Here is a 24,766-nt window from a genome sequence, read left to right on the forward strand (position 1 = left end):
TTATATAAATATGTACTAAATATAAGATGTTATTGATATTGTAAATTACGCGTTGGTAAAAAATAAGCCAACGCTTAATTTATGCATATATACTAGAATAAAGGAGAGATATAGGGAATGGAAAATCTTATACTAGAAATAGAAGAACTGCTAAGAATAATATCAAATATAGCATGGCCAGTTTTTATACCATTTTTAATCTTAGTGGGTATTTATGTAAGCGTTCAAGTGATTTTCAATATAAAGCATCTTACAACTGAAAAAAGTAAGCTGAACTTTAAATATATAATACCTCAAACATCTGTAACATTAGGCGCAATGGTGGGGACAGGAACTATAATAGGTTTTTTAGGCGCTCTTAGCAAACTTTCAATTAGTGGGCAAATATATGTAGAAGCTGTAGCAATTTGGGCGTTAATTGGATCGATTGTATTGATACCAATTTCATACTGTGAGACTTTAATTGCAAAGATTGTAAATTTGTCTCCTAGAGAGTATATAGGAAAATTTATATCAAAGAATGCAGGAGAAATGTATGTACTTTCATTGATATTTCTTTATGTTTTTGCAATAGGAGGTGTTCAATTCACAGGAATAGATGCAATAATGATTACAGCGCTTGATAAAGTAAGCAATATAGAATTGTCACCAATCCAAAGATATATATATATAGTTATTCCAATTATAGCAATAGTATCTATCGTTATATTTAATAAAAGAGAAAAAATATTTATAAAAAGCATGATAGGCATGATTCTAGTTGCTATAGTATTTTACTTTGTATTCTTTGGATTATTTACATTAAAAACAGCTCATTATATTCCAACATTCATAGAAAGAATGATTGTTGGTTTTAAAAATCCAACATCCATACTATTTGGAATACCATTAGGCCTTATATTTGGGATGCAAAGAGTTATACAGATAGCTGAGCCTGGACTAGGAACATTAGCTATGGCTGCATCAAAATCAGAGGCTAGCCCTAGAGTAGCAGGCTTTATATCTTTAACATTAACTATGACATTAGTAGTAGTATCTATTATAGTAACGTCATATATAGCATCATATGGTATGAATGAAGGAACAATAAGTTTGTCCGCTAAAGGTGTATATAAACTAGTATCTTATTTTGAAACGGTTATAAACGTAACTGGAAATTTTGGATTTATGATATTATTTATATTTATAGTATTATCAGGAATTACAACCTTATTAGGAGGATATTTCCTTTTAAACAATATACTTGATAATAGCAAACACAAGAATAATATTATTTATATAGTCCTTGTATTTATGGGTTCAGTATTAGCTATATTTAAATTTGATATGATATTTAATATTTTGGATTTATTACTTCTTATTTCTATCGGATTAAATATAAGTGCATTGGCAATGTTTGCAGAGTTTGAATGGAGTAAGTATAAAATAAGGGACTACAACTTCAAAATATCAAATAATAAGGTATCATAATAAAATTGATATAATGTAAAAATCAGTAAAGTATCTAAGGATAATAGTAACTATTAATTTTAGATACTTTTTTATGAAAAATATATTTGGCCTAAAAATTCTGTAAGTATTTATAAACTTTTGTTTTTTTATATAAATTAAGGTGTATAATACTTAAATAGTGATGAAAAAAGAATATAATTAATGTTATAATTAAATCTTACTATAAAAATTAAGTTAAGTTATTCTTTTAAATAGTTAGGATATAATAAATAACAATAGATTAAGCAGGTGATAAAATGGAAAATAAGTTTTTACCAATATGTAAACAAGATATGATAGATAGAGGATGGGAAGAACTAGATTTCGTCTTAGTAACAGGAGACGCATATGTTGACCATCATAGTTTTGGAACTGCTATAATATCAAGAGTTTTAGAAAACGCAGGATATAAGGTGGGAATAATAGCACAACCTGACTGGAAAAGTACAGATGACTTTATGAAGTTAGGAAGACCTAGATTAGGATTCTTGGTTAATGGTGGGAACATGGACTCTATGGTCAACCACTATTCGGTAAGTAAGAAGCATAGAGAAAAAGATATGTATTCTCCAGGTGGGAAAATGGGCCTTAGACCTGATAGAGCAACAATAGTATATTGTAACAAGATAAGAGAAGCATATAAAAATGTACCAGTAATAATAGGTGGTATAGAAGCTAGTTTAAGAAGATTTGCACATTATGATTATTGGAGTGATAAAGTAAGAAAGTCTATGCTAATAGATAGTGGTGCGGATATGTTAGTATATGGTATGAGTGAAAAGCAAATTGTAGAAGTTGCAAATGCTCTAAATGATGGATTCGATCCAAAATATATAAGACATATTAATGGAACTTGTTATGTCGCAGATAGCTTAGATGAGATATACGATGATTACGTTTTAATACCATCATATAAAGAAGTTTGTGACGACAAAGTTAAATATGCAAAAGCATTTAAAGTACAATATAATGAACAAGATCCATTTAGAGGTAAGGCTATTGTTCAAAAGCATGCAGATAAATATGTAGTTCAAAATAAGCCAGAAACACCTTTAACTAGATCTGAATTAGATGAAGTGTATAATCTTCCTTATCAAAAGACATACCATCCTACATATAAAAAAGATGGTGGTATACCAGCAATAGAAGAAGTTAAATTTAGTATTGTTAGTTCTAGAGGGTGCTTTGGAAGTTGTTCTTTCTGTGCAATAACATTCCATCAAGGAAGAGCTGTTCAAAGTAGAAGTCAAAACTCTATAATAGAGGAAGCTAAATATATAACTACTTTACCTGATTTTAAGGGATATATACATGATGTTGGAGGCCCAACAGCCAACTTTAGAAAAGCAGCATGTAAAAAGCAAATAACAGAAGGTTTAGGAGCATGTAAAAACAAACAGTGTTTACATCCAGAACCATGTAAAAATTTAGATGTAGATCATAGTGAATATTTACAATTACTAAGAAAATTAAGAAAACTTCCGGATATAAAGAAAGTATTTGTACGTTCAGGACTTAGATATGATTATATAATGGCAGATAAGGATAATAAATTCCTTAGAGAGCTAATAGAGCACCATGTAAGTGGTCAACTAAAGGTTGCACCAGAACACGTTGCTGAAGAAGTTTTACAATATATGCAAAAACCAGCAGGGAACACATATGATAAGTTTAGACAAAAATTCTTTGCTATAAATGAACAATTAGGAAAGCAACAATATATAATTCCTTATTTAATGTCATCTCATCCAGGTTCTACATTAAATAGTGCAATAGAATTAGCTGAATATTTAAGAGATACAAATTATCAACCAGAACAAGTACAGGATTTCTACCCTACTCCAGGAACATTATCTACAACAATGTTCTATACAGGATTAGACCCTCTTACAATGAAACCTGTATATGTTCCAAAGTCAAAACATGAAAAAGCTATGCAAAGAGCATTACTTCAATATAAAGCACCTAGAAATTATGACTTAGTACACGCTGCACTTATTGAAGCAGGTAGAGAAGATTTAATAGGCCTTGGTCATAGATGCTTAATAAAACCTAAAGATGTTAGACCTTATGCAAATAGAGTATCTTCAGGAAAGAAAAAGAATAATAATTCAAAAGGAAATGATTTGAGAAATAATTCTTCAGGGCGTAAAACAGGTAATAGAAGTAGTAATAATAACAATAAGGACAGAAGTACTTTTAAGCCAAAAAATAATAAAAATGCTAAGCCTATAAAAAAGAAAAAAAGATAATTTAAAATAATAAATAGCAAATAACATCAAGCTGATGTTGTTTGCTATTTTTAATTACTATATAGTCGACCATTATTGACATTTTTCGTCTTAAGATTTATACTAAAATTTGTGCATAAATTAAAAAAATGTAATCTATACATCTAAAACAGAGAGGTGTAAATATGAATAATAATAAACTTTCAATAAAAACAATAGTTGCAATAGGAATAGGATCTGCGGTATTTATGATATTAGGTAGATTTGGCTCTATACCTAGTGGGATACCAAATACTAATATAGAAACATCATATGCATACTTAGCGTTGATGGCTATACTATATGGGCCTTGTGCTGGATTTTTAATTGGGCTTATTGGTCATGGATTAAAAGACTTAGTATTTTATGGTATGCCATGGTTTAGTTGGGTTATATCGTCTGCTATAGTAGGTTTAATTATAGGATTGGTATATAAAAAAATTAAAGTCAATGATGGTGAGTTTGCTTTAAAAGAAATTATAATTTTTAATATAACTCAAATAATTGCTAATATAATAGCATGGTTTGGAGTTGCACCAACATTGGATATTGTAATATATGCAGAACCAGCAAATAAAGTATATTTGCAAGGTGCAATAGGTGGAATTTCGAATATGATAACAATTGGAGTTTTAGGAACTTTAATTTTATTAACATATTCTAAAACTAAAATGAAAAGCGGAAGCTTAAGAATAGAATAGTAATTTAAAATGTGTATATTTAATATATGAAAGGAGGGTTTTATGAGAAAAAAGATAATAGAATTCAAAAATTTTAATTTTAAATATAGAGTTCAAGCGGAGCCGACATTAAAAGATATAAACTTAACTATCTATGAAGGAGAAAAAGTTCTTATAGTTGGTCCATCTGGATCAGGTAAAAGTACCTTAGCTCATTGTTTAAATGGTTTAGTTCCATTTTATTATAGAGGAGATATGAGTGGAGAATTAAAAATTAATGAACAAGATATAAGAACAAAAAATATATTTGAATTATCTAAAATAGTAGGAACTGTATTACAGGATCCAGATAGTCAATTTATAGGACTTACAGTAGGTGAAGACATAGCCTTTAAACTTGAAAATTATTGTGTTGAACAAAAAATAATGAAAGAAAAGGTTGAAAAATCAGCTAGATTAGTAGATATAGATAAAGAATTACAATCATCACCGTATAGATTGTCTGGAGGTCAAAAGCAAAGAGTAACTTTAGCGGGAGTTACAGTTGATGACGTTAAGGTTTTATTATTTGATGAGCCACTAGCAAGTTTAGATCCTGCAACAGGAAAAGGAGCTATGGAACTTATAGATAATATACAAAAACAAGATAATAAAACAGTGGTAATAATAGAGCATAGATTAGAAGATGTGCTTCATTGTGATGTTGATAGAATAATTGTGATGGACGATGGACGTATTATTTGTGATACTACACCTGATGAACTTTTATCAAGTAATAAATTAGGCGCTGTAGGCGTTAGAGAACCTTTATATATAACAGCATTAAAATATGCTGGATGTGATATAAATACTGAGATGTGTCCCAAAAGTGTAAAAACTTTAAACATAGACAATTGCAAATCTAAAGTGAAAGAGTGGTTTGAAATCACCAAAATATCTCAAAAACAAAAAAAATGTGATACAATACTAGAATTACAAGATGTCACTTTTTCATATTCACAAGAAAAGCAAATACTAAAAAACGTATCATTTAAAATTAATAAAGGTGATATGGTGAGTATTGTTGGAAGAAATGGTGCAGGAAAGTCTACTGTATCTAAATTAATTTGTGGTTTTTATAAGCCAACTAGTGGAAAAATATTATTTGATGGAAAAAACATAGAAAATGAATCTATTAAATCTCGTTCAGAAAAAATAGGATTTGTAATGCAAAATCCAAATCAAATGATATCTAAAACTAAGGTTTTTGATGAAGTCGCATTTGGATTAAAAATAAGAGGTGTAGATGAAAATCAAATAACAGAAAGAGTTCATAATGTTTTAAAAACTTGTGGATTATATGGTCATAGAAATTGGCCAATATCAGCATTAAGTTTTGGGCAAAAGAAAAGAGTAACTATAGCTGCTATTTTAGTACTAAATCCAGAAGTAATAATACTAGATGAACCCACAGCTGGGCAAGATTTTAAACATTACACTGAAATAATGGAATTTTTAATAGATTTAAATAAAAAAGGTGTAACAGTTATAATGGTAACTCATGATATGCATCTTATGCTAGAGTATACTAATAATGTAATTGTTTTATCAAATGGAGAAAAAATAGCAGATGATAGTGCTACAAATATTTTAACTAACAAAGAAATAATACAAAAAGCTAATTTAAAAGAGACTTCACTTCATGAATTAGCTAAAAAATGTAATATAGATAATAGCATTGAATTTGTAAATAAATTTATAGATTATGATAGGAGGGTAAGATAAATATGAATGCAGAAATGTTATCATATATAAAAAAAGACTCGCCTATTCATAAGTTAACAGGAGCTACTAAGTTAATTTGTTTCTTACTTTGGACAATAACAGCAATGATAACATATGACACAAGAGTTTTAGTAGGTCTATTTATAATAGGTATTATAGTGTTTAAATTATCTAAAATAGAGTTTAAAGAAATTTCATTTGTACTTTACTTTATTCTATTTTTCTTACTTTTAAATACATTATTGATATTTTTATTTGCTCCTTATCAAGGAGTAGATATATATGGAACTAGACATGATTTAGGTCACCTTATAGGCCCTTATACTTTAACTAAGGAACAGCTATTTTATGAACTAAATGTAGTACTAAAATACTTTGCAACAATACCAATGGCGTTGATGTTTATACTTACAACAGATCCAAGTGAGTTTGCAGCATCTCTAAATAAGCTTGGTGTAAGTTATAAGGCTGCATATACAGTATCTATAGCGCTTAGATATATACCAGATGTACAAAGAGATTATAAAGATATAGCATTTGCTCAACAAGCAAGAGGTATAGATTTATCAAAAAATGAAAAACTAATTAAAAGAATTAAGAATTCAGCAGCAATACTTATGCCTTTAATATTCTCAAGTTTAGAGAGAATAGATAAAATAAGTTTAGCTATGGAGTTAAGAGCCTTTGGAAATAATAAAAAGCGTACATGGTTTAATATAAGAAAATTTGAAAAAAAAGATTATTTATCAATAATAATATTAATATTATTGTTAGTCGTATCAGTAGCAATGGTTAAAATAAATGGATCAAGATTTTATAATCCATTTATATAGTTAAAATCGCCAGATATATACTATTTAAAATTCACATATAGAGAAGCTATTTCAATTTTGAAATAGCTTCTTTTTTTGATTTATTATAATCAATTTTATTTAATAAATCCATTTGGGATTCATATACTTATAATTATAAGCTTGTTACTAAATAAAAATATAAATAAAAAGAAGGAAAATTCACTAAATTTAAAGAAATTATTAGATTATAGTAATTTAAAGGGGGAATAAAAAGATGAAAAAACTTATACCGACCATGCTATCTATAGTTTTAGGAACTATGATTTTTACGGGGTGTACTAATGCAGAAAAAGTATCAACAGAAAATAAGAATGCAGTAGTTGCTAAAGATGTTAAGGTTATTACACCAGATGGACTACCTACTATAGCCATAGCCAAATTAGCTAAAGAAAAAACGATTATAAAAGAAGGCTATAATATAAATTATTCAATAGAAAAAACACCAGAAACATTGTCAACTTCTATAATGAAAGAAGAAGCAGATATAGCTATAGTACCATCAAATATGGCGGCTATAGCTTATAATAAAACATCTAATTATCAAATCGCAGGAACAGTAGGATGTGGATCGTTTTACCTTGTTTCTACAGAAAACATAAATGATTTTGATGAATTAGTAGGTACAGACGTTTGGAATACAGGAAAAGGTCTTACACCTGATTTAACAGTAAAGAGTATACTTAAAGATAAAGGGATAAGTGTAGATAGCATTAATTTTAATTATGTAAATACAACTAATGAACTAGTTCCTTTATTAGCAACAGGTAAAGCTACTACAGGGGTTGTGCCAGAGCCGGCATTAACAACATTGATTGATAAAAATCCAAAGATAAAAATAATAAAAGGTTTAAATGATACTTGGAAGGAAATTAATAAATCTGAAAATGGATATCCTCAATCTACAATAATAGTAAAGTCAAGTTTTGCTAAAGAAAATGAAGAATTTGTAAATTTATTTTTAGGCCAAATTTCAAATAGTATTGATTGGGCGAATAAAAATGGAGAAAAGGTAGGAGTGTATGCGAAGGAAATAGGTGCATCAATTCAACCAGATACAATAAGTAAATCATTAGAAAGATCTAATTTAAAATTTATAAAAATACATAATTCACAAAAAGACTATGAAAATTATTATAACAAGCTAATGAACTTTGACTCAAAGTCTTTAGGAGGAAATATACCAGATGAAGGCATTTACTTTACTGAAAAATAAATTAGATAAAAATATTGTAGAGGTAGTACTATCATGTACTATCCTCTTATTTTTATGGGAATGTATCGCTTTATTTATAAATAATGAAATTTATCTACCAACACTAGGACAAGTTTTTAAATCATTAAATAATTTAGTATTACAAACTGGATTTTTTATAAATATATTTATGACTATAAAAAGAACTATAGTTAGTGTTTTAATTTCATTATTTTTAGCTATGCTTATAGGTGTTTCAGGATATATAAGTAGAATTATTAGAAATTTTTTTAAGCCTATAAATATGATTATGCAATCAGTACCTATGATGATCTTGGTTGTACTTGCACTTATATGGTTTAACAAAGATAATGCTCCTTATATTGTAGGCATCTTAGTTGTATTCCCAATATTGTATGAAAATATTTTAGGAGCTTTAAGTTCAATTGATAAAACATTATTGGAGATGTCTAATGTTTATAAATTAGATTTAAAAGATAAAATTATTAAAATTTATGTACCGTCTATAAAATTTAGATTAGCTACTATAATAGTATCTACTATGTCGTTGGGATTAAAGATTGTCATAGCAGGAGAGGTATATGGTCAACCAGATTATGGAATAGGTAGTATGATACAATTAGAAAAAGTTAATTTCAATACACCTGGTATATTTGCATGGTTGATAATAGTGATTATAATATCTGGAACACTAGAAATATTACAAAAGCTCATACTAAGGAGAACTTTTATATGGAAGAGATAAGTTTAAATATAAAAAATATAAATAAATCATACAATGAAAAGGTAGTATTTAAAAACTTTGAAATTACTTTATATAAAAATAAAGTAAATTGTATATTGGGTAAATCAGGTTGTGGAAAGAGTACTCTTTTAAATGTACTTAGCAAAATAATAAAAAATGATACTGAACTGTATAGTGAAATAGAAGGTATGCAAATGAGTTATATATTTCAGGAAGATAGGCTTATAGACTGGATAACAATTAAAGACAATATTAATTTAGTACTAAAAAAAAATTACAATAAAGCAGATAGAGAAAGTATATGTAAAAAGTATTTAAAACAAGTTGGAATTTATGAATATAAAGAATATTATCCTCAGATGTTGAGTGGTGGAACTAGACAAAGAGCTAATATTGCAAGGGCGTTTGTATATCCATCTCAAATAATTATAATGGACGAACCATTTAAATCTATAGATATTTCAAGCAAAAAACAAATAATGAATATTTTTAAAATGATTATACAAAAGGAAAAAAGAACTGTAATATTTGTTACACATGATATTGAAGAAGCTATGTATTTATCTGACAATATAAATATATTAGGTAAAACACCTACTGTATCTAAAATGTTTTTTAATGATAAAACAAAATTTAACAAAGAATTAATTGAAAATAGTATATAGATTATATTAATTTGATAGATGGGATAAAAAATAGGCTATAATAATATTGTAAATGAATTAGAGGAGGGATAAATTATGATAAAAACAAGAATAGAAGAATTAAGAGAATTGATGAAGCAAAAAAATATATATGCATACATAATACCATCAGCAGATTATCATCAAAGTGAATATGTAGGTGAATACTTTAAATCTAGACAGTTTATGTCAGGATTTACAGGATCTGCAGGAACTTTGGTTGTAACTTTAGATGAAGCAGGATTATGGACGGATGGAAGGTATTTCATACAAGCAGACAGTGAATTAAGTGGTAGCAATATAACTTTATTTAAAATGGGAGAAGAAGGAGTACCAACAGTTGAAAAATACTTAGTTGAAAAAATGCCTAAAGATTCAACGTTAGGGTTTGATGGAAAAGTAATTGGTGCTAAAGAGGGAGAAAATCTAGAAAAGCAATTAGAATTTAAAAATATAACTATAGAATATAATTATGATTTAGTAGATCATATATGGAAAGAGAGAACTAGTTTACCAGATAAAAAAGCATTTTTATTAGGTACTGAATATACAGGAGCGAGTTTTTCTGAAAAACTAAGCAGAGTAAGATGTGCTATGAAAGAAAAAGGTGCTACTGCTCATATAATAACATCATTAGATGATATAGCGTGGATATTTAATATCAGAGGAGGAGATATAAAATCAAACCCTGTTGTTCTTTCTTATGCTGTTATAGGTTTAGATAACGTTTATTTATTCATAGATGAAAATAAATTAAATGATGAAATTAAATCTGAGTTACATAAAGAAAATGTTTATATAAAGCCATATAGTGAAGTATATGATTTTATAAAATCAATTAATAATGATGAAAAAGTACTTTTAGATCCAGCTAAAGTAAGTTATGCAATATATAGAAATATACCTAAAGGTGTTCAAAAAATAGAAAGTACTAACCCCACAATATTATTTAAAGCTATGAAAAATGAAGTAGAATTAAAAAATATAAGAAATAGCCATATCAAAGATGGAGTTGCATTTACTAAATTTATGTACTGGTTAAAAACTAATGTAGAAAAAATAAAAATAACAGAAATGAGTGCAACTGAAAAACTAGAGCAATTTAGAAGAGAACAAGATAAATTTATAGAGCCAAGTTTTTCAACAATAGCTGCTTATAAAGAGCATGCAGCTATGATGCATTATAGTGCAACAAAGGAAAGTGATTATACATTAGAACCAAAAGATTTATTCTTGGTAGATTCAGGTGGACAATATTATGATGGGACAACTGATATAACAAGAACAATTGCATTAGGATCTATATCACAAGAAGCTCAAACTCATTTTACAAATGTTTTAAGAGGAATGATTAGATTATCAAAGGCCAAATTTTTACATGGTTGCAGAGGATATAATTTAGATATATTAGCAAGAGGTCCATTATGGGATACGGGTATTGACTATAAGTGTGGTACAGGTCATGGGATAGGATTTGTGCTTAATGTTCATGAATCTCCAAATGGATTTAGATGGAGAGTTGTGCCTGACAGAGATGATAGCTGTGTACTTGAGGAAGGTATGGTAACTACTAATGAACCAGGCGTATATATAGAAGGTTCACATGGAATAAGAATAGAAAATGAATTGGTAGTAAGAAAAGCAGAAAAAAATGAATATGGACAGTTTATGGACTTTGAAGTTGTAACATTTGCACCAATAGATTTAGATGCAGTTGACAAAACATTGTTATTAAAAGATGAAAAAGAATATTTAAATAAATATCATAAAGAAGTTTATAATAAAATAGCACCATTTTTAAATGATGAAGAAAGAGAATGGTTAAAAGAATATACAAGGGAGATATAGTAGTGTCAAAAGTAAAAACAAATGCAATGAGAATTTTAGACTCTAATAAAATTGCTTATAATATGTATTCATATAATGTTAAAAAAGGTGAGCATGTAGATGGAGTAGAAGTAGCACATCAAATAGAAAAGGATGTTAATCAAGTATATAAAACACTGGTAGCTATGGGGGTTAGTAAAAATATATATGTATATGTTATACCTGTAAATGAGCATCTGGATTTAAAAAAAGGTGCAAAAGTAGCCAATGAAAAAAGCATAGAGATGATCAATGTAAATGATATAAATAAGTTTACAGGATATATAAGAGGTGGATGTTCTCCTATAGGGATGAAGAAGTTATATAAAACATTTATAAATGAAAGTGCTATAACATTAGATAGTATGATTGTTAGTGCTGGTAAAATTGGACATCAAGTAGAACTATCACCTAAAGAGTTACAATCTCTTATAAATGCTGAATTTAGCGATATAGTTAAATAATACTATAAGAATAAAAGGAGGAAGCTATCCTCCTTTTATTTTTATGTTTTAATTAATTTTAATAAAATATTTTGAGTATAAATTATTACTTTATAAGTGCTTGTTAAAAATAGTAAAAAATGTTAAAGTTTAAATATAACGAATATTGATAAGATAAATGATGGGGGATGTTCGTATGAGAGTAATTAAGTCAGATGAAATAATCAAAAAGGTAAAGGAAATTTGCATAAGTGCTAATATTAATTTAGGAAATGATGTATTAAATGCAATTAATGAAGGTATAAAAAAAGAGGAAAGTAGTTTGGGAAAAAATGTATTAAAAGTATTAATAGATAATACAAAGATAGCTAGGGAAAAAAATATACCATTGTGTCAAGATACTGGTATGGCTGTGTTTTTTGTAAAGTTAGGGCAGCAAGTAATAATTGAAGGCGATACAATAGATGAAGCAATAAATGAAGGTGTAAGGCAAGGATATGAAGAAGGTTACTTAAGAAAATCTGTTGTAGACCCAATTAGTAGGATAAATACTAAAGATAATACACCAGCTATAATTCATTATGAATTAACTAAAGGTGATAAGTTAATTATTGAATTTGCGCCTAAAGGATTTGGAAGTGAGAATATGAGTAAATTAAAAATGCTCAAACCTTCTGATGGAATCGAAGGGGTAAAGAAATTTATTATAGAGGCTGTTTCTGATGCTGGCCCTAATCCATGTCCACCAATAGTTGTTGGAGTTGGAATTGGTGGTACTATTGATAAGTGTGCTCAAATATCTAAGAAAGCGTTATTTAGAAATGTGGGAAATCATAACAAAGATGAAAATATAGCTGAATTAGAAATAGAATTATTAAAAAAGATAAATGATTTAGGCATAGGACCGCAAGGATTAGGTGGAAATACTACAGCATTGGCAGTACATATAGAAACATTTCCTACTCATATAGCTGGATTACCAGTAGTAGTAAATATAAATTGTCATGCATCAAGGCATAAAAAGGTAATTATATAAGGGGGGAGTTTGATGACATCTATAGAAATGCCATTTGATAAAGAAAAAATAAATAAACTTATATGTGGAGATTTAGTATCTTTAAGTGGAACTATTTATACGGCTAGAGATGCAGCTCATAAAAGAATTATAGAATGTATAAATAATAATCAAAGCCTACCTTTTGACTTAAAAGACCAAGTAATATATTATGTTGGTCCCACACCTAGTAGGCCGGGACAAGTTATTGGATCGGCAGGACCAACAACTAGTTATAGAATGGATGATCTAACTATACCATTACTTGAACAAGGATTGAAAATTATGATAGGTAAAGGCAAGAGGGATGAGAAGATAATAGAAGCTATTAAACATTATAATGCCGTATATCTTGCTGCTGTAGGTGGAGCAGGAGCTTATATATCTAATTCTATAAAATCATGTGAAATAGTAGCTTATGAAGACTTAGACTCAGAAGCTATTAGAAAATTAGAAGTTGAAAATTTACAATTAATTGTAGCTATAGACAGCTATGGAAATAACATATATGAAAAAGGGAGAGAAGAATATGCAAAATAAAGATTACTCGAAATTAGCACTTGAGATGCATGAAAATAAAAAGGGGAAAATTAGTTTAGAAAGTAAAGTTAGAGTTGAAAATAAAGATGATTTATCTATAGCATATACACCAGGAGTAGCACAACCTTGTAGAGAGATACATAAAAATAAAGAAAATATTTACAAGTACACTTCTAAAGGTAATATGGTAGCAGTTGTCAGTGATGGTAGTGCGGTATTAGGCCTAGGTGACATAGGTGCAGAGGCATCAATACCTGTTATGGAAGGTAAGGCTATATTATTCAAAGAGTTCGCAGGGGTAGACGCTTTTCCTATTTGTCTAAAAACAAATGAAGTAGATGAAATCGTAAAGACTGTTAAATTAATGGAACCAGTATTTGGAGGAATAAATTTAGAAGATATAAGCTCTCCTAGATGTTTTGAAGTAGAAGAAAAATTAAAAAAAGAATTAGATATACCTGTGTTTCACGATGATCAACATGGTACTGCTATAGTAGTAGCATCAGCTATAATAAACTATGTAAAATTATCAGGTAAGAGTGTAGAAAATTTAGAAATAGTAATAAATGGTCCAGGAGCAGCTGGTATAGCTATAGGAAAAATACTGCTAAGTATGAATGTAAAAAATATAATATTCTGTAATTTACAGGGTGCTATAAGTGAAGAGATGGAAGATTTAAACTGGGCTCAGAAAAATATGCTTGAAGTAACTAACATAAGAAATGAAAAAGGGTCATTAAAAGATGTTATAAAAGATAAAGATATATTTATAGGTGTCTCAGGACCTAATATGCTAACAGCAGATATGGTAAAGACTATGGCTAAAGATTCTATGGTATTAGCTATGGCAAATCCTATTCCTGAAATAATGCCAGAAGAAGCAAAATTAGGTGGTGCTCTTGTTGTTGGTACAGGACGCTCTGATTTTCCTAATCAAGTAAATAATGTTTTGGCTTTTCCTGGAATATTTAGAGGAGCTTTAGATGTAAGAGCAAAAGAAATAAATGAAGAAATGAAAATAGCTGCTGCATATGCAATAGCAAATACAATTTTAGATTCAGAAATTACATCAGAGAATATCATACCTAATGCATTTAACAGGAAAGTTGTAGAAAATGTAGCTAATGCAGTAAAAGAAGCAGCAAAACAAACAAAAGTTAATAGAATATAAAATTATAAAATGATAGGCTAGGAAGAATTAATTTTTCCTAGTCTTTAATTTTTGAACGAATTGTAATATACTTTTGACTATAGTATAAAATGACTAGAGACGTTAAAATAAAATATAGACAAATAATTCAGAAGGGGATGAGAGTTATGAAGGAACCCATATATAAGAATATAGAAAACTATGTTATGAACTTGATTGAAAGTGGAGAGCTAAAAGAGGGCGATTTAATACCATCAGAAAAACAATTAACTGAAAAATTTAATGTAACTAGAATGACTGTTAGATCGGCACTTAATAATTTAGTTAATGGAGGCTATATAACTAGAAGACGTGGTGTTGGAAGTATTGTAATAGGAAATAATATTTATGATAATATATCAACAATAAGTGGTTTTACTAAAGAGATGGAGAATAAAGGTTATAAGGTATCCAATATAGTTATTACATTAAATATAGTCCAAGCTGATGATATACTTAAAGAAAAATTAAATTTAGATGAAAATGATAACGTTTGGGAAATAAAAAGAGTAAGATTGGCTAATGATGAAAAAGTATCTTACATGGTTACGTACATGCCTGTTAAATTATTCCCAAATCTAACGAGAGATCATTGTAATGGATCTTTATATAAATACATAGAATCTGAATGTGGATATAAAATTGCAATGTCTGAAAGAGAAGTTACAGCAGTTTTATCAGATGATGAAATAGAAAGTGCATTAGATTTAGAATCTAAAGAAGCCTTACTATATATAGCTCAAGTATGCAAATTACAAAATGGAGATGTTTTTGAGTACTCACATACATATCATTATGGGTATACACTTACATTAAATGCAGTTCCAAAGTAATAATTAAAAGCCGTATTCATTTTGAATACGGCTTTTAATTATTATTTAGTAATATTTTAAACTAAATTTTTATAAAAATTTCTAATATATATAGAATAATAAATAAAAGTATAAAAAAAGTATTGAAATGTATATACATTTGGATTACAATTATATACAAAGAGGTAAGGAAAATGTTACCTTAGAGAAAAAAATAGGAGAGTGGGGGAATATTATGGAAAAACTAATGGCTTTCATGGAAAGATATTTAGTTCCAATCGCAGCAAAAGTAGGCTCGCAGAGACACTTAGTAGCAGTAAGAGATGGATTTGTTGCAATGATACCTGTAACTATGGTAGGTGCATTTGGAACACTTATAAAAAACTTACCCGTTAAATCATATCAAGCATTTTTAACGGATACATCGATAGGGCAATCGATAGCAGCATTAGGTGGAAACCTATGGTGGGGATCACTTGCTGCGATGTCTTTATTTTTAGTAGTATCAGTAGCTTATTACTTAGCGAAATCATATGAAGGAAATGAATTACAAGCAGGTCTTATAGCATTATGTGGATTTTTAATAGTATCTCCTCAAGTAGCATCAATAACACCAGAAGGTGCAACTGAAGCTATAGTAGGCTGGGGATTCATACCTTGGGGATATATTTCAACTAATGCATTATTTACAGCAATGATAGTAGCTATAGTTTCTACGGAATTATATGTTAGATTATCTAAAGTATCTTGGTTAACAATTAAGATGCCAGATGGTGTACCACCAGCAGTATCAAGATCTTTTGCAAAATTATTACCAGGTGTAATAGCATTATTTGTAATAGGTATTATAGGAGTATTAGTAAGCAACTTATCTGGCGGATTATTTATAAATGATTTATTATCTCAATATTTAGCAAAACCTCTAACAGGAATAGCGGATTCACTAGGAGGTACAATATTCGTTGCATTATTTATACATGTATTATGGATATTTGGATTACATGGTGCAAATATAGCACTTCCAGCAGTAGAACCAATTTTAATGGAATTAGGTGGAAAAAATGCTGAGTTAGCTGCTCAAGGAGCAACTCAAGGATATCACGTATTTGCAGGAGCTTTCCTAGATGCATTTGTATACTTAGGTGGTTCAGGTATGATACTTGGATTAATAATAGCATTAATAATAGCAGGTAGAAGACGTAAAGATATGATAGCTTTAGGTGGACCACCAGCATGCTTTAATATAAGTGAGCCAATGATATTTGGTATGCCAATCGTATTAAACCCAATATATATGATACCTTTTGTTTTAGCACCAGTTATATGTGCAACTGTTGCATATATGGCTATATCATCAGGATTAGTACCACCAGTTATAATGGCAAAAATACCTTGGATAACTCCACCAGTATTTGGAGCTATAATGGCTACAGGAAGTATAAAAGGAGGAATATTAGCAGCAGTTAACTTATTGATATCTGTTGTTGTATACTTACCATTTGTAGTTGCAGAAGGAAGAATGGAAAAAAAGAAATTAGCTGAGCAAAAAGCTAACTAAGAATATAGAATTTAGATTGGATGGTAGCATTTATGAAAAAAGGACTTAAAGTAGTGACAATAGGTGGTGGTTCTAGTTATACACCAGAACTTGTAGAAGGTTTTATAAAAAGATATAAAGAACTTCCTGTATCAGAACTTTGGTTAGTTGATGTAGAAGCAGGTCGTGAAAAACTAGAAATAGTAGGTAATCTTGCTAAAAGAATGATAAAAAAAGCTGGATTAGATATAGACATACATCTAACATTAGACAGAAGAGAAGCTTTAAAGAATGCAGACTTTGTAACAACTCAATTACGAGTAGGCCTTTTAGATGCTAGGATAAAAGATGAAAGTATACCTTTAAAGCATGGTGTTATTGGTCAAGAAACTAATGGCGCTGGAGGGCTTTTCAAAGCATTAAGAACTGTTCCTGTAATATTAGATATAGTTAGAGATATAGAAGAATTATGTCCTAATGCATGGCTTATAAACTTTACAAATCCTGCGGGGATAATAACTGAAACTGTATTTAGATATACAAATTTCAAAAACTATATAGGTTTATGTAATGTTCCTATAGGAATGAAAAATGGAATAGCAAAAGAATTTGAAGTAGATAGCAAAAGAATTCAAATGAACTTTGCAGGTCTTAACCATATGGTATATGGATTAAATGTATCTTTAGATGGTGAAGATGTTACAGAAGAAGCAATAGAAAAGTTTACGAATTCTAAAATAACTATGCAAAATATAAAAGCAATAGATTTTAATGCAGAGTTTATAAAGGCTTTAGGAGTAATACCTTGTCCTTATCATAAATACTACTATAAGACTAAAGAAATGTTAGACGATGAACTACAGGAATTTGCTAAAGGAAAAGCAAGAGGTCAAGTAGTCAAAGAATTAGAAGATCAATTATTTGAATTATATAAGGATGAAAATTTAGATATAAAACCACCACAGTTAGAAAAAAGAGGTGGAGCATATTATAGTGATGCAGCGTGTAATCTAATAAGCTCTATATATAATGATAAGGGTGATATACAGGTTGTAAATACTTTAAATAATGGAGCGATCAGAAATTTTAAAGATGATCAAACAGTAGAGGTAAGTAGTATAATAACTGCAAATGGTCCAAAGCCATTAGCTATAGGATATTTACCTGACTCTGTTGATGGTTTAGTGAGACAAATAAAATCATTTGAACTTTTAGCTGCTAAAGCAGCAGTTTATGGAGACTATGAAACGGCACTTTTAGCTCTTAGTACAAATCCTTTAATACCATCAGATGACTTAGCAAAAACAATATTAGATGAGATGATGCAAGCTCATAAAGAGTATTTACCACAATTTAAATAAGTGATATTATCACAGTATAACAAATATATAAGAGGTTAGTTTATACAGGGGAGGCAATGACATATGGATGAAAAAATAATAGAAATATCTTTTAATATAATAGCTCATGCAGGGGATGCTAAGGGATTAGCTTTTGAGGCAATAAGAGAAGCTAAAGAAGGCAATATAGAAGCTGCGAGAGAATGTATAAAAAAATCAAAAGAAGGAATGGTTGTAGCACATAGATTCCAAACTGAATTAATTCAAAATGAAGCAAGTGGTAATAAAACTGAAATGAGTGTTATATTAGTTCACGCTCAAGACCATCTTATGAATGCTATGAATTTCCAACAATTAGCTGAAGAATTTATAGATTTATATGAAAGATTAGAAAAATAATATGGTTAATATAAAGACTAGTTGCTCATAGTAACTAGTCTTTTAGCATATACATATAAGCTGGCAAGCATAAAAAAATGTTGGCTATATACCAACATTTTTTTTAGATATTACTTTAAGTGTGTACCATTTTCGTCTTGAGATATTAATCCTTTTTTCATTAATACTCCAAGAGTACGTTTAAAGTTTTTCTTACTTGTATTGAAAACTGTGCTTATTTCTTCAGGTGTTGATTTATCATTAAATCTCATAGATCCATCTGAACCTTCAAGGTAGTTCATTATTTTTGTTTCTAAAGAATCAAGTTCTTCCTTTCTACCTGATCTAGGAGAAAGTCCAAGTTTTCCGTCTTCATATATCTTTATAATAGTTAAATCTTCTAAATTATCACCTATTTTTAGCTCATTAAAGTATTCATTGTGAAGGATAACACCAGCGTATTTGTTATCTACACAAATCATAGCTGAATTATTCGTTTGGAAACCGTAAACTACCCCTGAAACCTTATCAGATACATTATACTCGTGATCAGTTGTAAGGTAGCTATCGATATCTGTTGTAGCAGCAAGTCTTCCAGTTTTATCTAGGTATATAAAGAAAGGATATCTACATCCTTTTTCTAAATCATATGTTTTAGATTTAAAAGGAACTAAAATATCTTTTTGTAGACCTATATCTATAAAGCTACCTATTTTAGTATGAGCAACAACCTTTAAGTATGCAATTTCATTTACTTTAGCCTTTGTAGGTACAAGAGTAGCTGCTTTTCTACCTTCAGAGTCTATGTATATAAATGCATCTACAGTATCACCTACATTGATTGTGTTTTTGTTAAGTAATCTGTTGTGAAGTAGTATATCGTCATTTGTATTATTTGTTTTACCATCTAGGAAGTAACCGAAATCAGTTTTTCTTTTTACTTCTAGTTTATTGTAATCACCTATTTTTATCAAAATTATCATCTCCTTTGTTTTATGCTTAAATAAATTATAAAACATTATTCATAATTTAATATAATAGCATATAAATAAAAAATATAATACATAAATATTTTGTGCAAATTAGTATGAAAGTATTGAAAATTACTACAAAAATAAGTTATAATTGGTATATACCAAAAAGGTATATACCATATAAAAAAGCGGTGATATAAATGGAAATAGTAGATAAAAGCAGCACAACACCTTTACATATTCAACTTAGCTCTATAATAAAAAAGATGATAGAAACTGGAGAACTAAAAGAAGGTGATTCTATAATCCCAGAACGAGAGCTATGTAATATGCAAAATGTAAGTCGTATGACTGTAAATAAAGCAATTGTAGGTCTAGTATCAGAAGGTTTATTATATAGAGTTCAAGGCAAAGGAACTTTTGTTGCAAAGAACAAAAAGAAATACCAATTTAGAAGTGTAAAAGGGTTTACAGATGTAATGAAAGAAAAAGGTATAAATATAAGAACTGATATATTATCTTTTGAAATGGAAGTACCGAGTGAATTAATAAAGAAAAAATTAAATATAGATAATGAAGAAACAAATGTTTATAAGGTTATAAGACTAAGGTATATGGATGGAGAACCTTTTGGATTAGAAACAGTATACTTGTCAGAAGATACATGCAAAGGTTTTACTAAAAAAATGATAGACAATAATTCACTTTATAAAATGCTAAGTGAAAATTATAATTACAAAATCCAAAAAGCAGAGCAAACCATGGAACCAATAATGTTGTCAGAAGAAGAGTGCAATATATTGGATGCAGAAGATGGAACTTTAGCACTTAAAATACAAAGAAACTCATACAATGCAGATAATCAGCCTATAGAATATACAATCTCAATATTTAGAAGTGATAAATATCAGTATGAATTAATACTAAGTGAATAGGATGTGGTATATATGAAATGTATAATAAATGGAAAAATAGTTTTAGAAAATCAAATTTTAGAAAATAAAGTTTTAGTTTTTGATGAAAAAATAATAGATATAACGGATAAAGTACCACAAGAATGCCAAGTGATTGATGCAAATGGAAATTATGTCTGCCCAGGGTTAATAGATATACACATACATGGAAATATGGGTAAGGATGTAATGAATGGAGATGAAGAATCAATATTTACAATTTCTAAATCAATATCTAGACATGGAGTAACATCTTTTTTACCGACAACTATGACTATGGATGAAGAATCTATAAAAAAAGCATTAGACACTATAATACACTTGATGAATAAAGATATAGAAGGGGCAAGAGTTTTAGGAGCTCATTTAGAAGGACCGTTTATAAATGTAGATTATAAAGGAGCTCAAAATCCTAAATTTATAGTTTCTCCTAGCTATAATCTTATAGAAGAATACAAAGATGTAATTAAGGTGATAACGTATGCTCCAGAAACAGATTATAATTTTGAATTTACAAAAAAAATTAGAAAAAATACAAATATAGTTTTATCTATTGGGCATAGTAGAGCTAAGTTTGAAGAGGCAAAAGGAGCAATTAACTTAGGGGCTAAAAATATAACTCATATGTTTAATGGTATGAGTGGATTGAATCATAGGGATCCAGGTGTTGTTGGTGCAGCTTTAACTATGGATGTATTTTGCGAAGTTATAGCAGATGAGATACACATATTAAAAGATTTATTCCCATTTATATTAAAGAATAAAGGTGAGGATAAAATTATTTTAATAACGGACTCAATTGAGGCTGGAGGTTTGGAACCAGGAGAATATTCTTTGGGTGGGCAAAAAGTTATAGTAAAAGATAATCAAGCAAGGCTAGAAAGTGGAAGTTTAGCAGGAAGTGTAATGCCGTTAAATAAAATGGTATATAATTTTATGAATAACACAGACTTAGATATAAGAAGAGTTATAAAATTAGCATCTATAAATCCTGCAAAATCTCTAAATATAGATGATAAAAAAGGAAGTTTAGAAATAGGTAAAGACGCGGATATTGCAATATTTGATAAGAATATAAATTGTTATATGACAATAAGTGATGGAAAAGTAATCTATAAAAAATAATCTACGGGGGTCAACAAAAATGAGAATATTAGTTTGTAAAAATTACGATGAAATGAGCAAAAAAGCAGCTCAGATGATATTAAGTCAAGTTACATTGAAACCAAATTCAGTATTAGGTTTAGCAACAGGAAGTACTCCTGTAGGCATGTATAAGGAATTAGTAAAAATGTATAATGAGAAGTTGATTGATTTTTCAGAAGTGAGTACATTTAATTTAGATGAATATTATAATTTACCTAAAACAAGTGATCAAAGTTATGATTATTTTATGAGGGTAAACCTATTTAATCATATAAATGTAAAAAATGAAAATATACACATACCAAATGGAATGGCTTCAAATGTAGAATTAGAATGTGAAACATATGATAAGCAAATAAAAGAATCTGGTGGCGTAGATATACAAGTATTAGGAATAGGGCATAATGCACATATTGGATTCAATGAGCCTACTATAAACTTTGAAAGAGGAACTCATCTAGTAGATTTAAAAGAGAGCACAATAGAGGCTAATGCAAGATTTTTTGAAAAAATAGAAGATGTACCTAAAAAGGCTATAACTATGGGTACAGGTTCAATATTTAAAGCTAGAAAAATAATGCTACTAGCATGTGGAGACAGTAAAGCAGATGCTATATATAATACTGTTTATGGAAAAGTAATACCAGAAGTTCCAGCATCGATATTACAATTCCACAATGACATAGTACTTATACTAGATGAAGCAGCTGCAAGCAAATTAAATCCTGAAGATTACAAATTAGTTTAATATAAAACACAAAAGAGCATTTTATAGGATTTATATATACCTATAATGCTCTTTTTATATGTGTAAAAATATAATTAAATATAAAAATAATCAAAAATCAATATATTACTGAAAAAATGTAAATTATAAGTTATATCTAAAGAATTAATATATTTTAATTTGAATTAGAATCTAATATAAAGTAAGCGAAAAAGCAAGTAATTATAAATAAATATTGCAAAAATTATTAAATATAAAAAAAATATAGATATTTATATGAGTTAGAGATACTAAACTTTATAAATATTAATATAAACACTCTTTATAGAATAAATGAGACAAAGTGTTTAAAATGCTAGATTTTTTTATTTAAATAAAAAATAAAAAAATGTTCAAAAACTATTGAATTATAACATAAACTTTTATATAATAAGTTTTGTTGTTTAGATATTTTAAACATTAGGTTTAGTTATAATAACAAAATAAAAATTAGGAGGTGTAAGTATGGATATCGGTGAAAAAATAAAACGAATGAGAATCGAAAAACAACTAACCCAGGAAGAGTTGGCTAATAGATGTGAACTTTCAAAAGGGTTTATATCTCAATTAGAAAATAACTTAACATCACCATCCATTGCTACCCTTATAGATATACTTGAAATATTAGGTACAAATTTAAGGGAATTTTTTAATGAAATAGATGATGAAAGAATCTGCTTTACAAAAGATGATATGTTTGAAACAGAGGATGAAGAATTAAAGTATACATTTAAATGGCTAATACCAAACTCACAAAAGAATGAAATGGAGCCTGTAATAATAACTTTATATCCAGGTGGGCAATATAAAGAAGAAAAACCCCATGAAGGTGAAGAGTTCGGCTATGTACTTGCAGGTGCAGTATATGTTCATATAGGTGATAAAAAGAGTAAGGTAAGAAAAGGCGAAAGTTTTTACTTTAAACCAAGAGCAAATCACTATATATCTAATGCAGGAAAAACAACTGCAAAAGTGATTTGGGTAAGTACCCCGCCGTCATTCTAGAAAAGAGGTGTTAATAAAATTGGAAGAAAACATAATAGAATTAAGAAATTTATGCAAACAATATGATGATTTAAAAGTATTAGATAATTTATCTTTAGACATAAAGAAAAATGAATTTTTAACACTGCTAGGACCAAGTGGTTGTGGAAAGACAACAACTTTAAAAATTATAGCAGGATTTGAATATGCAGATGAAGGAAAAGTTTTATTTGAAGGTAAAGATATAAATGAGATACCACCATATCAAAGACCAGTAAATACAGTATTCCAAAAATATGCCTTATTTCCACATATGAATGTATATGAGAATATAGCATTTGGCTTAAAAATAAAAAAAATGCCTAAGGTTCAGATAGATAAAAAGGTCAGAGAGATGTTAAAACTAGTGGCATTAGAAGGAAAAGAAAATAGAAAAGTTGACTCATTAAGTGGTGGACAACAGCAAAGAATTGCTATAGCAAGAGCCTTAGTAAATGAACCTAAAGTGCTTTTACTGGATGAACCTTTAGGAGCTCTAGATTTAAAACTAAGACAAGAAATGCAAATTGAATTAAAAAGGATGCAACAAAAGTTAGGAATAACTTTTATATTTGTAACACATGATCAAGAAGAAGCTCTTAGTATGTCAGATACGATAATAGTAATGAATAAAGGTCAAATACAGCAAATGGGTACTCCTGAAGATATATATAATGAACCTAAAAACTCGTTTGTAGCAAGATTTATAGGTGAAAGTAATATATTTGATGGAATAATGTTAGATGACTATAAAGTTGAATTTTGCAATAGAACTTTTGATTGTGTAGATAAAGGTTTCAATAGAAATGAAAATATAGAGGTTGTAATCAGACCGGAAGATATAAAAATGGTTAATCCAGAAGATGGAATGTTAAAGGGAAAAGTTACTTCTACAGTATTCAAGGGTGTTCATTATGAAATCGAACTTGAAGAAAATGATAGAAAGTGGATACTTCACAATACTAAAACTGCTCAAGTTGGGTCAGAATTAGGTATGGATATATATCCAGAAGATATCCATATAATGAGAAAAGAGAGTAATTAA

At 28.7% G+C, this 24,766-nt stretch carries 23 protein-coding genes; 22 read left to right on the forward strand and 1 reads right to left on the reverse strand.

Annotated elements, in window-relative coordinates; translation table 11 throughout:
* Window positions 1-117: 117 nt before the first annotated feature.
* From NWE74_RS14575 to NWE74_RS14655, 17 genes are all read left to right on the forward strand, one after another.
* On the forward strand, window positions 118-1,470 hold the full coding sequence (locus NWE74_RS14575) for an alanine:cation symporter family protein (protein WP_258243713.1): 1,353 nt from the start codon (window positions 118-120) through the stop codon (window positions 1,468-1,470).
* A 278-nt stretch (window positions 1,471-1,748) separates the two neighbouring features.
* Entirely contained in the window at window positions 1,749-3,743 is a 1,995-nt protein-coding gene (locus NWE74_RS14580; protein WP_258243714.1) for a YgiQ family radical SAM protein, read from the forward strand.
* Between the two features lie 164 nt (window positions 3,744-3,907).
* Window positions 3,908-4,462 (forward strand): ECF-type riboflavin transporter substrate-binding protein, encoded by a 555-nt coding sequence (locus NWE74_RS14585; protein WP_258243715.1) that lies wholly within the window; start codon window positions 3,908-3,910, stop codon window positions 4,460-4,462.
* A gap of 42 nt (window positions 4,463-4,504) precedes the next feature.
* Window positions 4,505-6,205, forward strand: coding sequence for an ABC transporter ATP-binding protein (locus NWE74_RS14590; protein WP_258243716.1), 1,701 nt, complete (start codon window positions 4,505-4,507; stop codon window positions 6,203-6,205).
* 2 nt (window positions 6,206-6,207) lie between these two features.
* A complete protein-coding gene (locus NWE74_RS14595) occupies window positions 6,208-7,038 on the forward strand; it encodes an energy-coupling factor transporter transmembrane component T family protein (protein WP_258243717.1) in 831 nt (276 codons plus the stop codon).
* A 235-nt stretch (window positions 7,039-7,273) separates the two neighbouring features.
* Entirely contained in the window at window positions 7,274-8,272 is a 999-nt protein-coding gene (locus NWE74_RS14600) for an ABC transporter substrate-binding protein (RefSeq protein ID WP_258243718.1), read from the forward strand.
* Window positions 8,244-9,017, forward strand: a complete 774-nt coding sequence (locus tag NWE74_RS14605; protein WP_258243719.1) for an ABC transporter permease — start codon at window positions 8,244-8,246, stop codon at window positions 9,015-9,017. Before NWE74_RS14600 ends, NWE74_RS14605 begins: the two co-directional genes overlap by 29 nt.
* On the forward strand, window positions 9,005-9,682 hold the full coding sequence (locus tag NWE74_RS14610) for an ATP-binding cassette domain-containing protein (RefSeq protein ID WP_258243720.1): 678 nt from the start codon (window positions 9,005-9,007) through the stop codon (window positions 9,680-9,682). The genes NWE74_RS14605 and NWE74_RS14610 overlap by 13 nt, the downstream gene beginning before the upstream one ends.
* Window positions 9,683-9,754: 72 nt before the next feature.
* Complete coding sequence (locus NWE74_RS14615) at window positions 9,755-11,548, forward strand: aminopeptidase P family protein (protein WP_258244471.1); 1,794 nt, start codon at window positions 9,755-9,757, stop codon at window positions 11,546-11,548.
* Window positions 11,518-12,030: a Cys-tRNA(Pro) deacylase gene (gene ybaK, locus NWE74_RS14620; RefSeq protein ID WP_258243721.1), complete on the forward strand. Its 513-nt coding sequence runs from the start codon at window positions 11,518-11,520 to the stop codon at window positions 12,028-12,030. The genes NWE74_RS14615 and ybaK overlap by 31 nt, the downstream gene beginning before the upstream one ends.
* Before the next feature lie 175 nt (window positions 12,031-12,205).
* On the forward strand, window positions 12,206-13,045 hold the full coding sequence (locus NWE74_RS14625; RefSeq protein ID WP_258243722.1) for a fumarate hydratase: 840 nt from the start codon (window positions 12,206-12,208) through the stop codon (window positions 13,043-13,045).
* A 12-nt stretch (window positions 13,046-13,057) separates the two neighbouring features.
* On the forward strand, window positions 13,058-13,603 hold the full coding sequence (locus NWE74_RS14630) for a Fe-S-containing hydro-lyase (RefSeq protein ID WP_258243723.1): 546 nt from the start codon (window positions 13,058-13,060) through the stop codon (window positions 13,601-13,603).
* A complete protein-coding gene (locus NWE74_RS14635) occupies window positions 13,593-14,774 on the forward strand; it encodes an NAD(P)-dependent malic enzyme (RefSeq protein ID WP_258243724.1) in 1,182 nt (393 codons plus the stop codon). The genes NWE74_RS14630 and NWE74_RS14635 overlap by 11 nt, the downstream gene beginning before the upstream one ends.
* Before the next feature lie 146 nt (window positions 14,775-14,920).
* Window positions 14,921-15,625, forward strand: a complete 705-nt coding sequence (locus NWE74_RS14640) for a GntR family transcriptional regulator (protein WP_258243725.1) — start codon at window positions 14,921-14,923, stop codon at window positions 15,623-15,625.
* A 214-nt stretch (window positions 15,626-15,839) separates the two neighbouring features.
* Window positions 15,840-17,162: a PTS sugar transporter subunit IIC gene (locus tag NWE74_RS14645; protein ID WP_258243726.1), complete on the forward strand. Its 1,323-nt coding sequence runs from the start codon at window positions 15,840-15,842 to the stop codon at window positions 17,160-17,162.
* Between the two features lie 32 nt (window positions 17,163-17,194).
* Window positions 17,195-18,502 (forward strand): 6-phospho-beta-glucosidase, encoded by a 1,308-nt coding sequence (locus NWE74_RS14650; protein WP_258243727.1) that lies wholly within the window; start codon window positions 17,195-17,197, stop codon window positions 18,500-18,502.
* Window positions 18,503-18,565: 63 nt separating this feature from the next.
* Entirely contained in the window at window positions 18,566-18,880 is a 315-nt protein-coding gene (locus NWE74_RS14655) for a PTS lactose/cellobiose transporter subunit IIA (protein ID WP_258243728.1), read from the forward strand.
* Window positions 18,881-18,990: 110 nt separating this feature from the next.
* Here NWE74_RS14655 and NWE74_RS14660 read toward each other — a convergent pair whose 3' ends face one another.
* Window positions 18,991-19,833: a S1 RNA-binding domain-containing protein gene (locus NWE74_RS14660; RefSeq protein WP_258243729.1), complete on the reverse strand. Its 843-nt coding sequence runs from the start codon at window positions 19,831-19,833 to the stop codon at window positions 18,991-18,993.
* Between the two features lie 200 nt (window positions 19,834-20,033).
* Between NWE74_RS14660 and NWE74_RS19125 the strand changes: the two genes are divergently transcribed.
* From NWE74_RS19125 to potA, 5 genes are all read left to right on the forward strand, one after another.
* Window positions 20,034-20,768 (forward strand): GntR family transcriptional regulator, encoded by a 735-nt coding sequence (locus NWE74_RS19125; RefSeq protein WP_270942713.1) that lies wholly within the window; start codon window positions 20,034-20,036, stop codon window positions 20,766-20,768.
* A gap of 12 nt (window positions 20,769-20,780) precedes the next feature.
* Window positions 20,781-21,911 carry an N-acetylglucosamine-6-phosphate deacetylase gene (gene nagA / locus NWE74_RS14675; protein WP_258243730.1) on the forward strand — a complete coding sequence of 377 codons (1,131 nt, stop codon included), beginning with the start codon at window positions 20,781-20,783 and terminating at the stop codon, window positions 21,909-21,911.
* 19 nt (window positions 21,912-21,930) lie between these two features.
* Window positions 21,931-22,680 (forward strand): glucosamine-6-phosphate deaminase, encoded by a 750-nt coding sequence (gene nagB, locus NWE74_RS14680; protein ID WP_258243731.1) that lies wholly within the window; start codon window positions 21,931-21,933, stop codon window positions 22,678-22,680.
* A 483-nt stretch (window positions 22,681-23,163) separates the two neighbouring features.
* Window positions 23,164-23,703 (forward strand): helix-turn-helix domain-containing protein, encoded by a 540-nt coding sequence (locus tag NWE74_RS14685; protein ID WP_092727404.1) that lies wholly within the window; start codon window positions 23,164-23,166, stop codon window positions 23,701-23,703.
* A 19-nt stretch (window positions 23,704-23,722) separates the two neighbouring features.
* Window positions 23,723-24,766 (forward strand): spermidine/putrescine ABC transporter ATP-binding protein, encoded by a 1,044-nt coding sequence (gene potA, locus NWE74_RS14690; RefSeq protein WP_258243732.1) that lies wholly within the window; start codon window positions 23,723-23,725, stop codon window positions 24,764-24,766.

The organism is Romboutsia lituseburensis (assembly GCF_024723825.1).
In the GTDB taxonomy this organism is placed as follows: domain Bacteria; phylum Bacillota; class Clostridia; order Peptostreptococcales; family Peptostreptococcaceae; genus Romboutsia_F; species Romboutsia_F lituseburensis_A.

Coding starts and splice junctions, on each gene's coding strand:
- nagA (WP_258243730.1), top strand. CDS start 20,781: ATGAAATGTATAATAAATGGAAAAATAGTTTTAGAAAATCAAATTTTA.
- NWE74_RS14575 (WP_258243713.1), top strand. CDS start 118: ATGGAAAATCTTATACTAGAAATAGAAGAACTGCTAAGAATAATATCA.
- NWE74_RS14590 (WP_258243716.1), top strand. CDS start 4,505: ATGAGAAAAAAGATAATAGAATTCAAAAATTTTAATTTTAAATATAGA.
- ybaK (WP_258243721.1), top strand. CDS start 11,518: ATGGTTAAAAGAATATACAAGGGAGATATAGTAGTGTCAAAAGTAAAA.
- NWE74_RS14610 (WP_258243720.1), top strand. CDS start 9,005: ATGGAAGAGATAAGTTTAAATATAAAAAATATAAATAAATCATACAAT.
- NWE74_RS19125 (WP_270942713.1), top strand. CDS start 20,034: ATGGAAATAGTAGATAAAAGCAGCACAACACCTTTACATATTCAACTT.
- nagB (WP_258243731.1), top strand. CDS start 21,931: ATGAGAATATTAGTTTGTAAAAATTACGATGAAATGAGCAAAAAAGCA.
- NWE74_RS14640 (WP_258243725.1), top strand. CDS start 14,921: ATGAAGGAACCCATATATAAGAATATAGAAAACTATGTTATGAACTTG.
- NWE74_RS14650 (WP_258243727.1), top strand. CDS start 17,195: ATGAAAAAAGGACTTAAAGTAGTGACAATAGGTGGTGGTTCTAGTTAT.
- NWE74_RS14635 (WP_258243724.1), top strand. CDS start 13,593: ATGCAAAATAAAGATTACTCGAAATTAGCACTTGAGATGCATGAAAAT.
- NWE74_RS14655 (WP_258243728.1), top strand. CDS start 18,566: ATGGATGAAAAAATAATAGAAATATCTTTTAATATAATAGCTCATGCA.
- NWE74_RS14600 (WP_258243718.1), top strand. CDS start 7,274: ATGAAAAAACTTATACCGACCATGCTATCTATAGTTTTAGGAACTATG.
- NWE74_RS14595 (WP_258243717.1), top strand. CDS start 6,208: ATGAATGCAGAAATGTTATCATATATAAAAAAAGACTCGCCTATTCAT.
- NWE74_RS14625 (WP_258243722.1), top strand. CDS start 12,206: ATGAGAGTAATTAAGTCAGATGAAATAATCAAAAAGGTAAAGGAAATT.
- NWE74_RS14605 (WP_258243719.1), top strand. CDS start 8,244: ATGAAGGCATTTACTTTACTGAAAAATAAATTAGATAAAAATATTGTA.
- NWE74_RS14630 (WP_258243723.1), top strand. CDS start 13,058: ATGACATCTATAGAAATGCCATTTGATAAAGAAAAAATAAATAAACTT.
- NWE74_RS14580 (WP_258243714.1), top strand. CDS start 1,749: ATGGAAAATAAGTTTTTACCAATATGTAAACAAGATATGATAGATAGA.
- NWE74_RS14645 (WP_258243726.1), top strand. CDS start 15,840: ATGGAAAAACTAATGGCTTTCATGGAAAGATATTTAGTTCCAATCGCA.
- NWE74_RS14585 (WP_258243715.1), top strand. CDS start 3,908: ATGAATAATAATAAACTTTCAATAAAAACAATAGTTGCAATAGGAATA.
- NWE74_RS14685 (WP_092727404.1), top strand. CDS start 23,164: ATGGATATCGGTGAAAAAATAAAACGAATGAGAATCGAAAAACAACTA.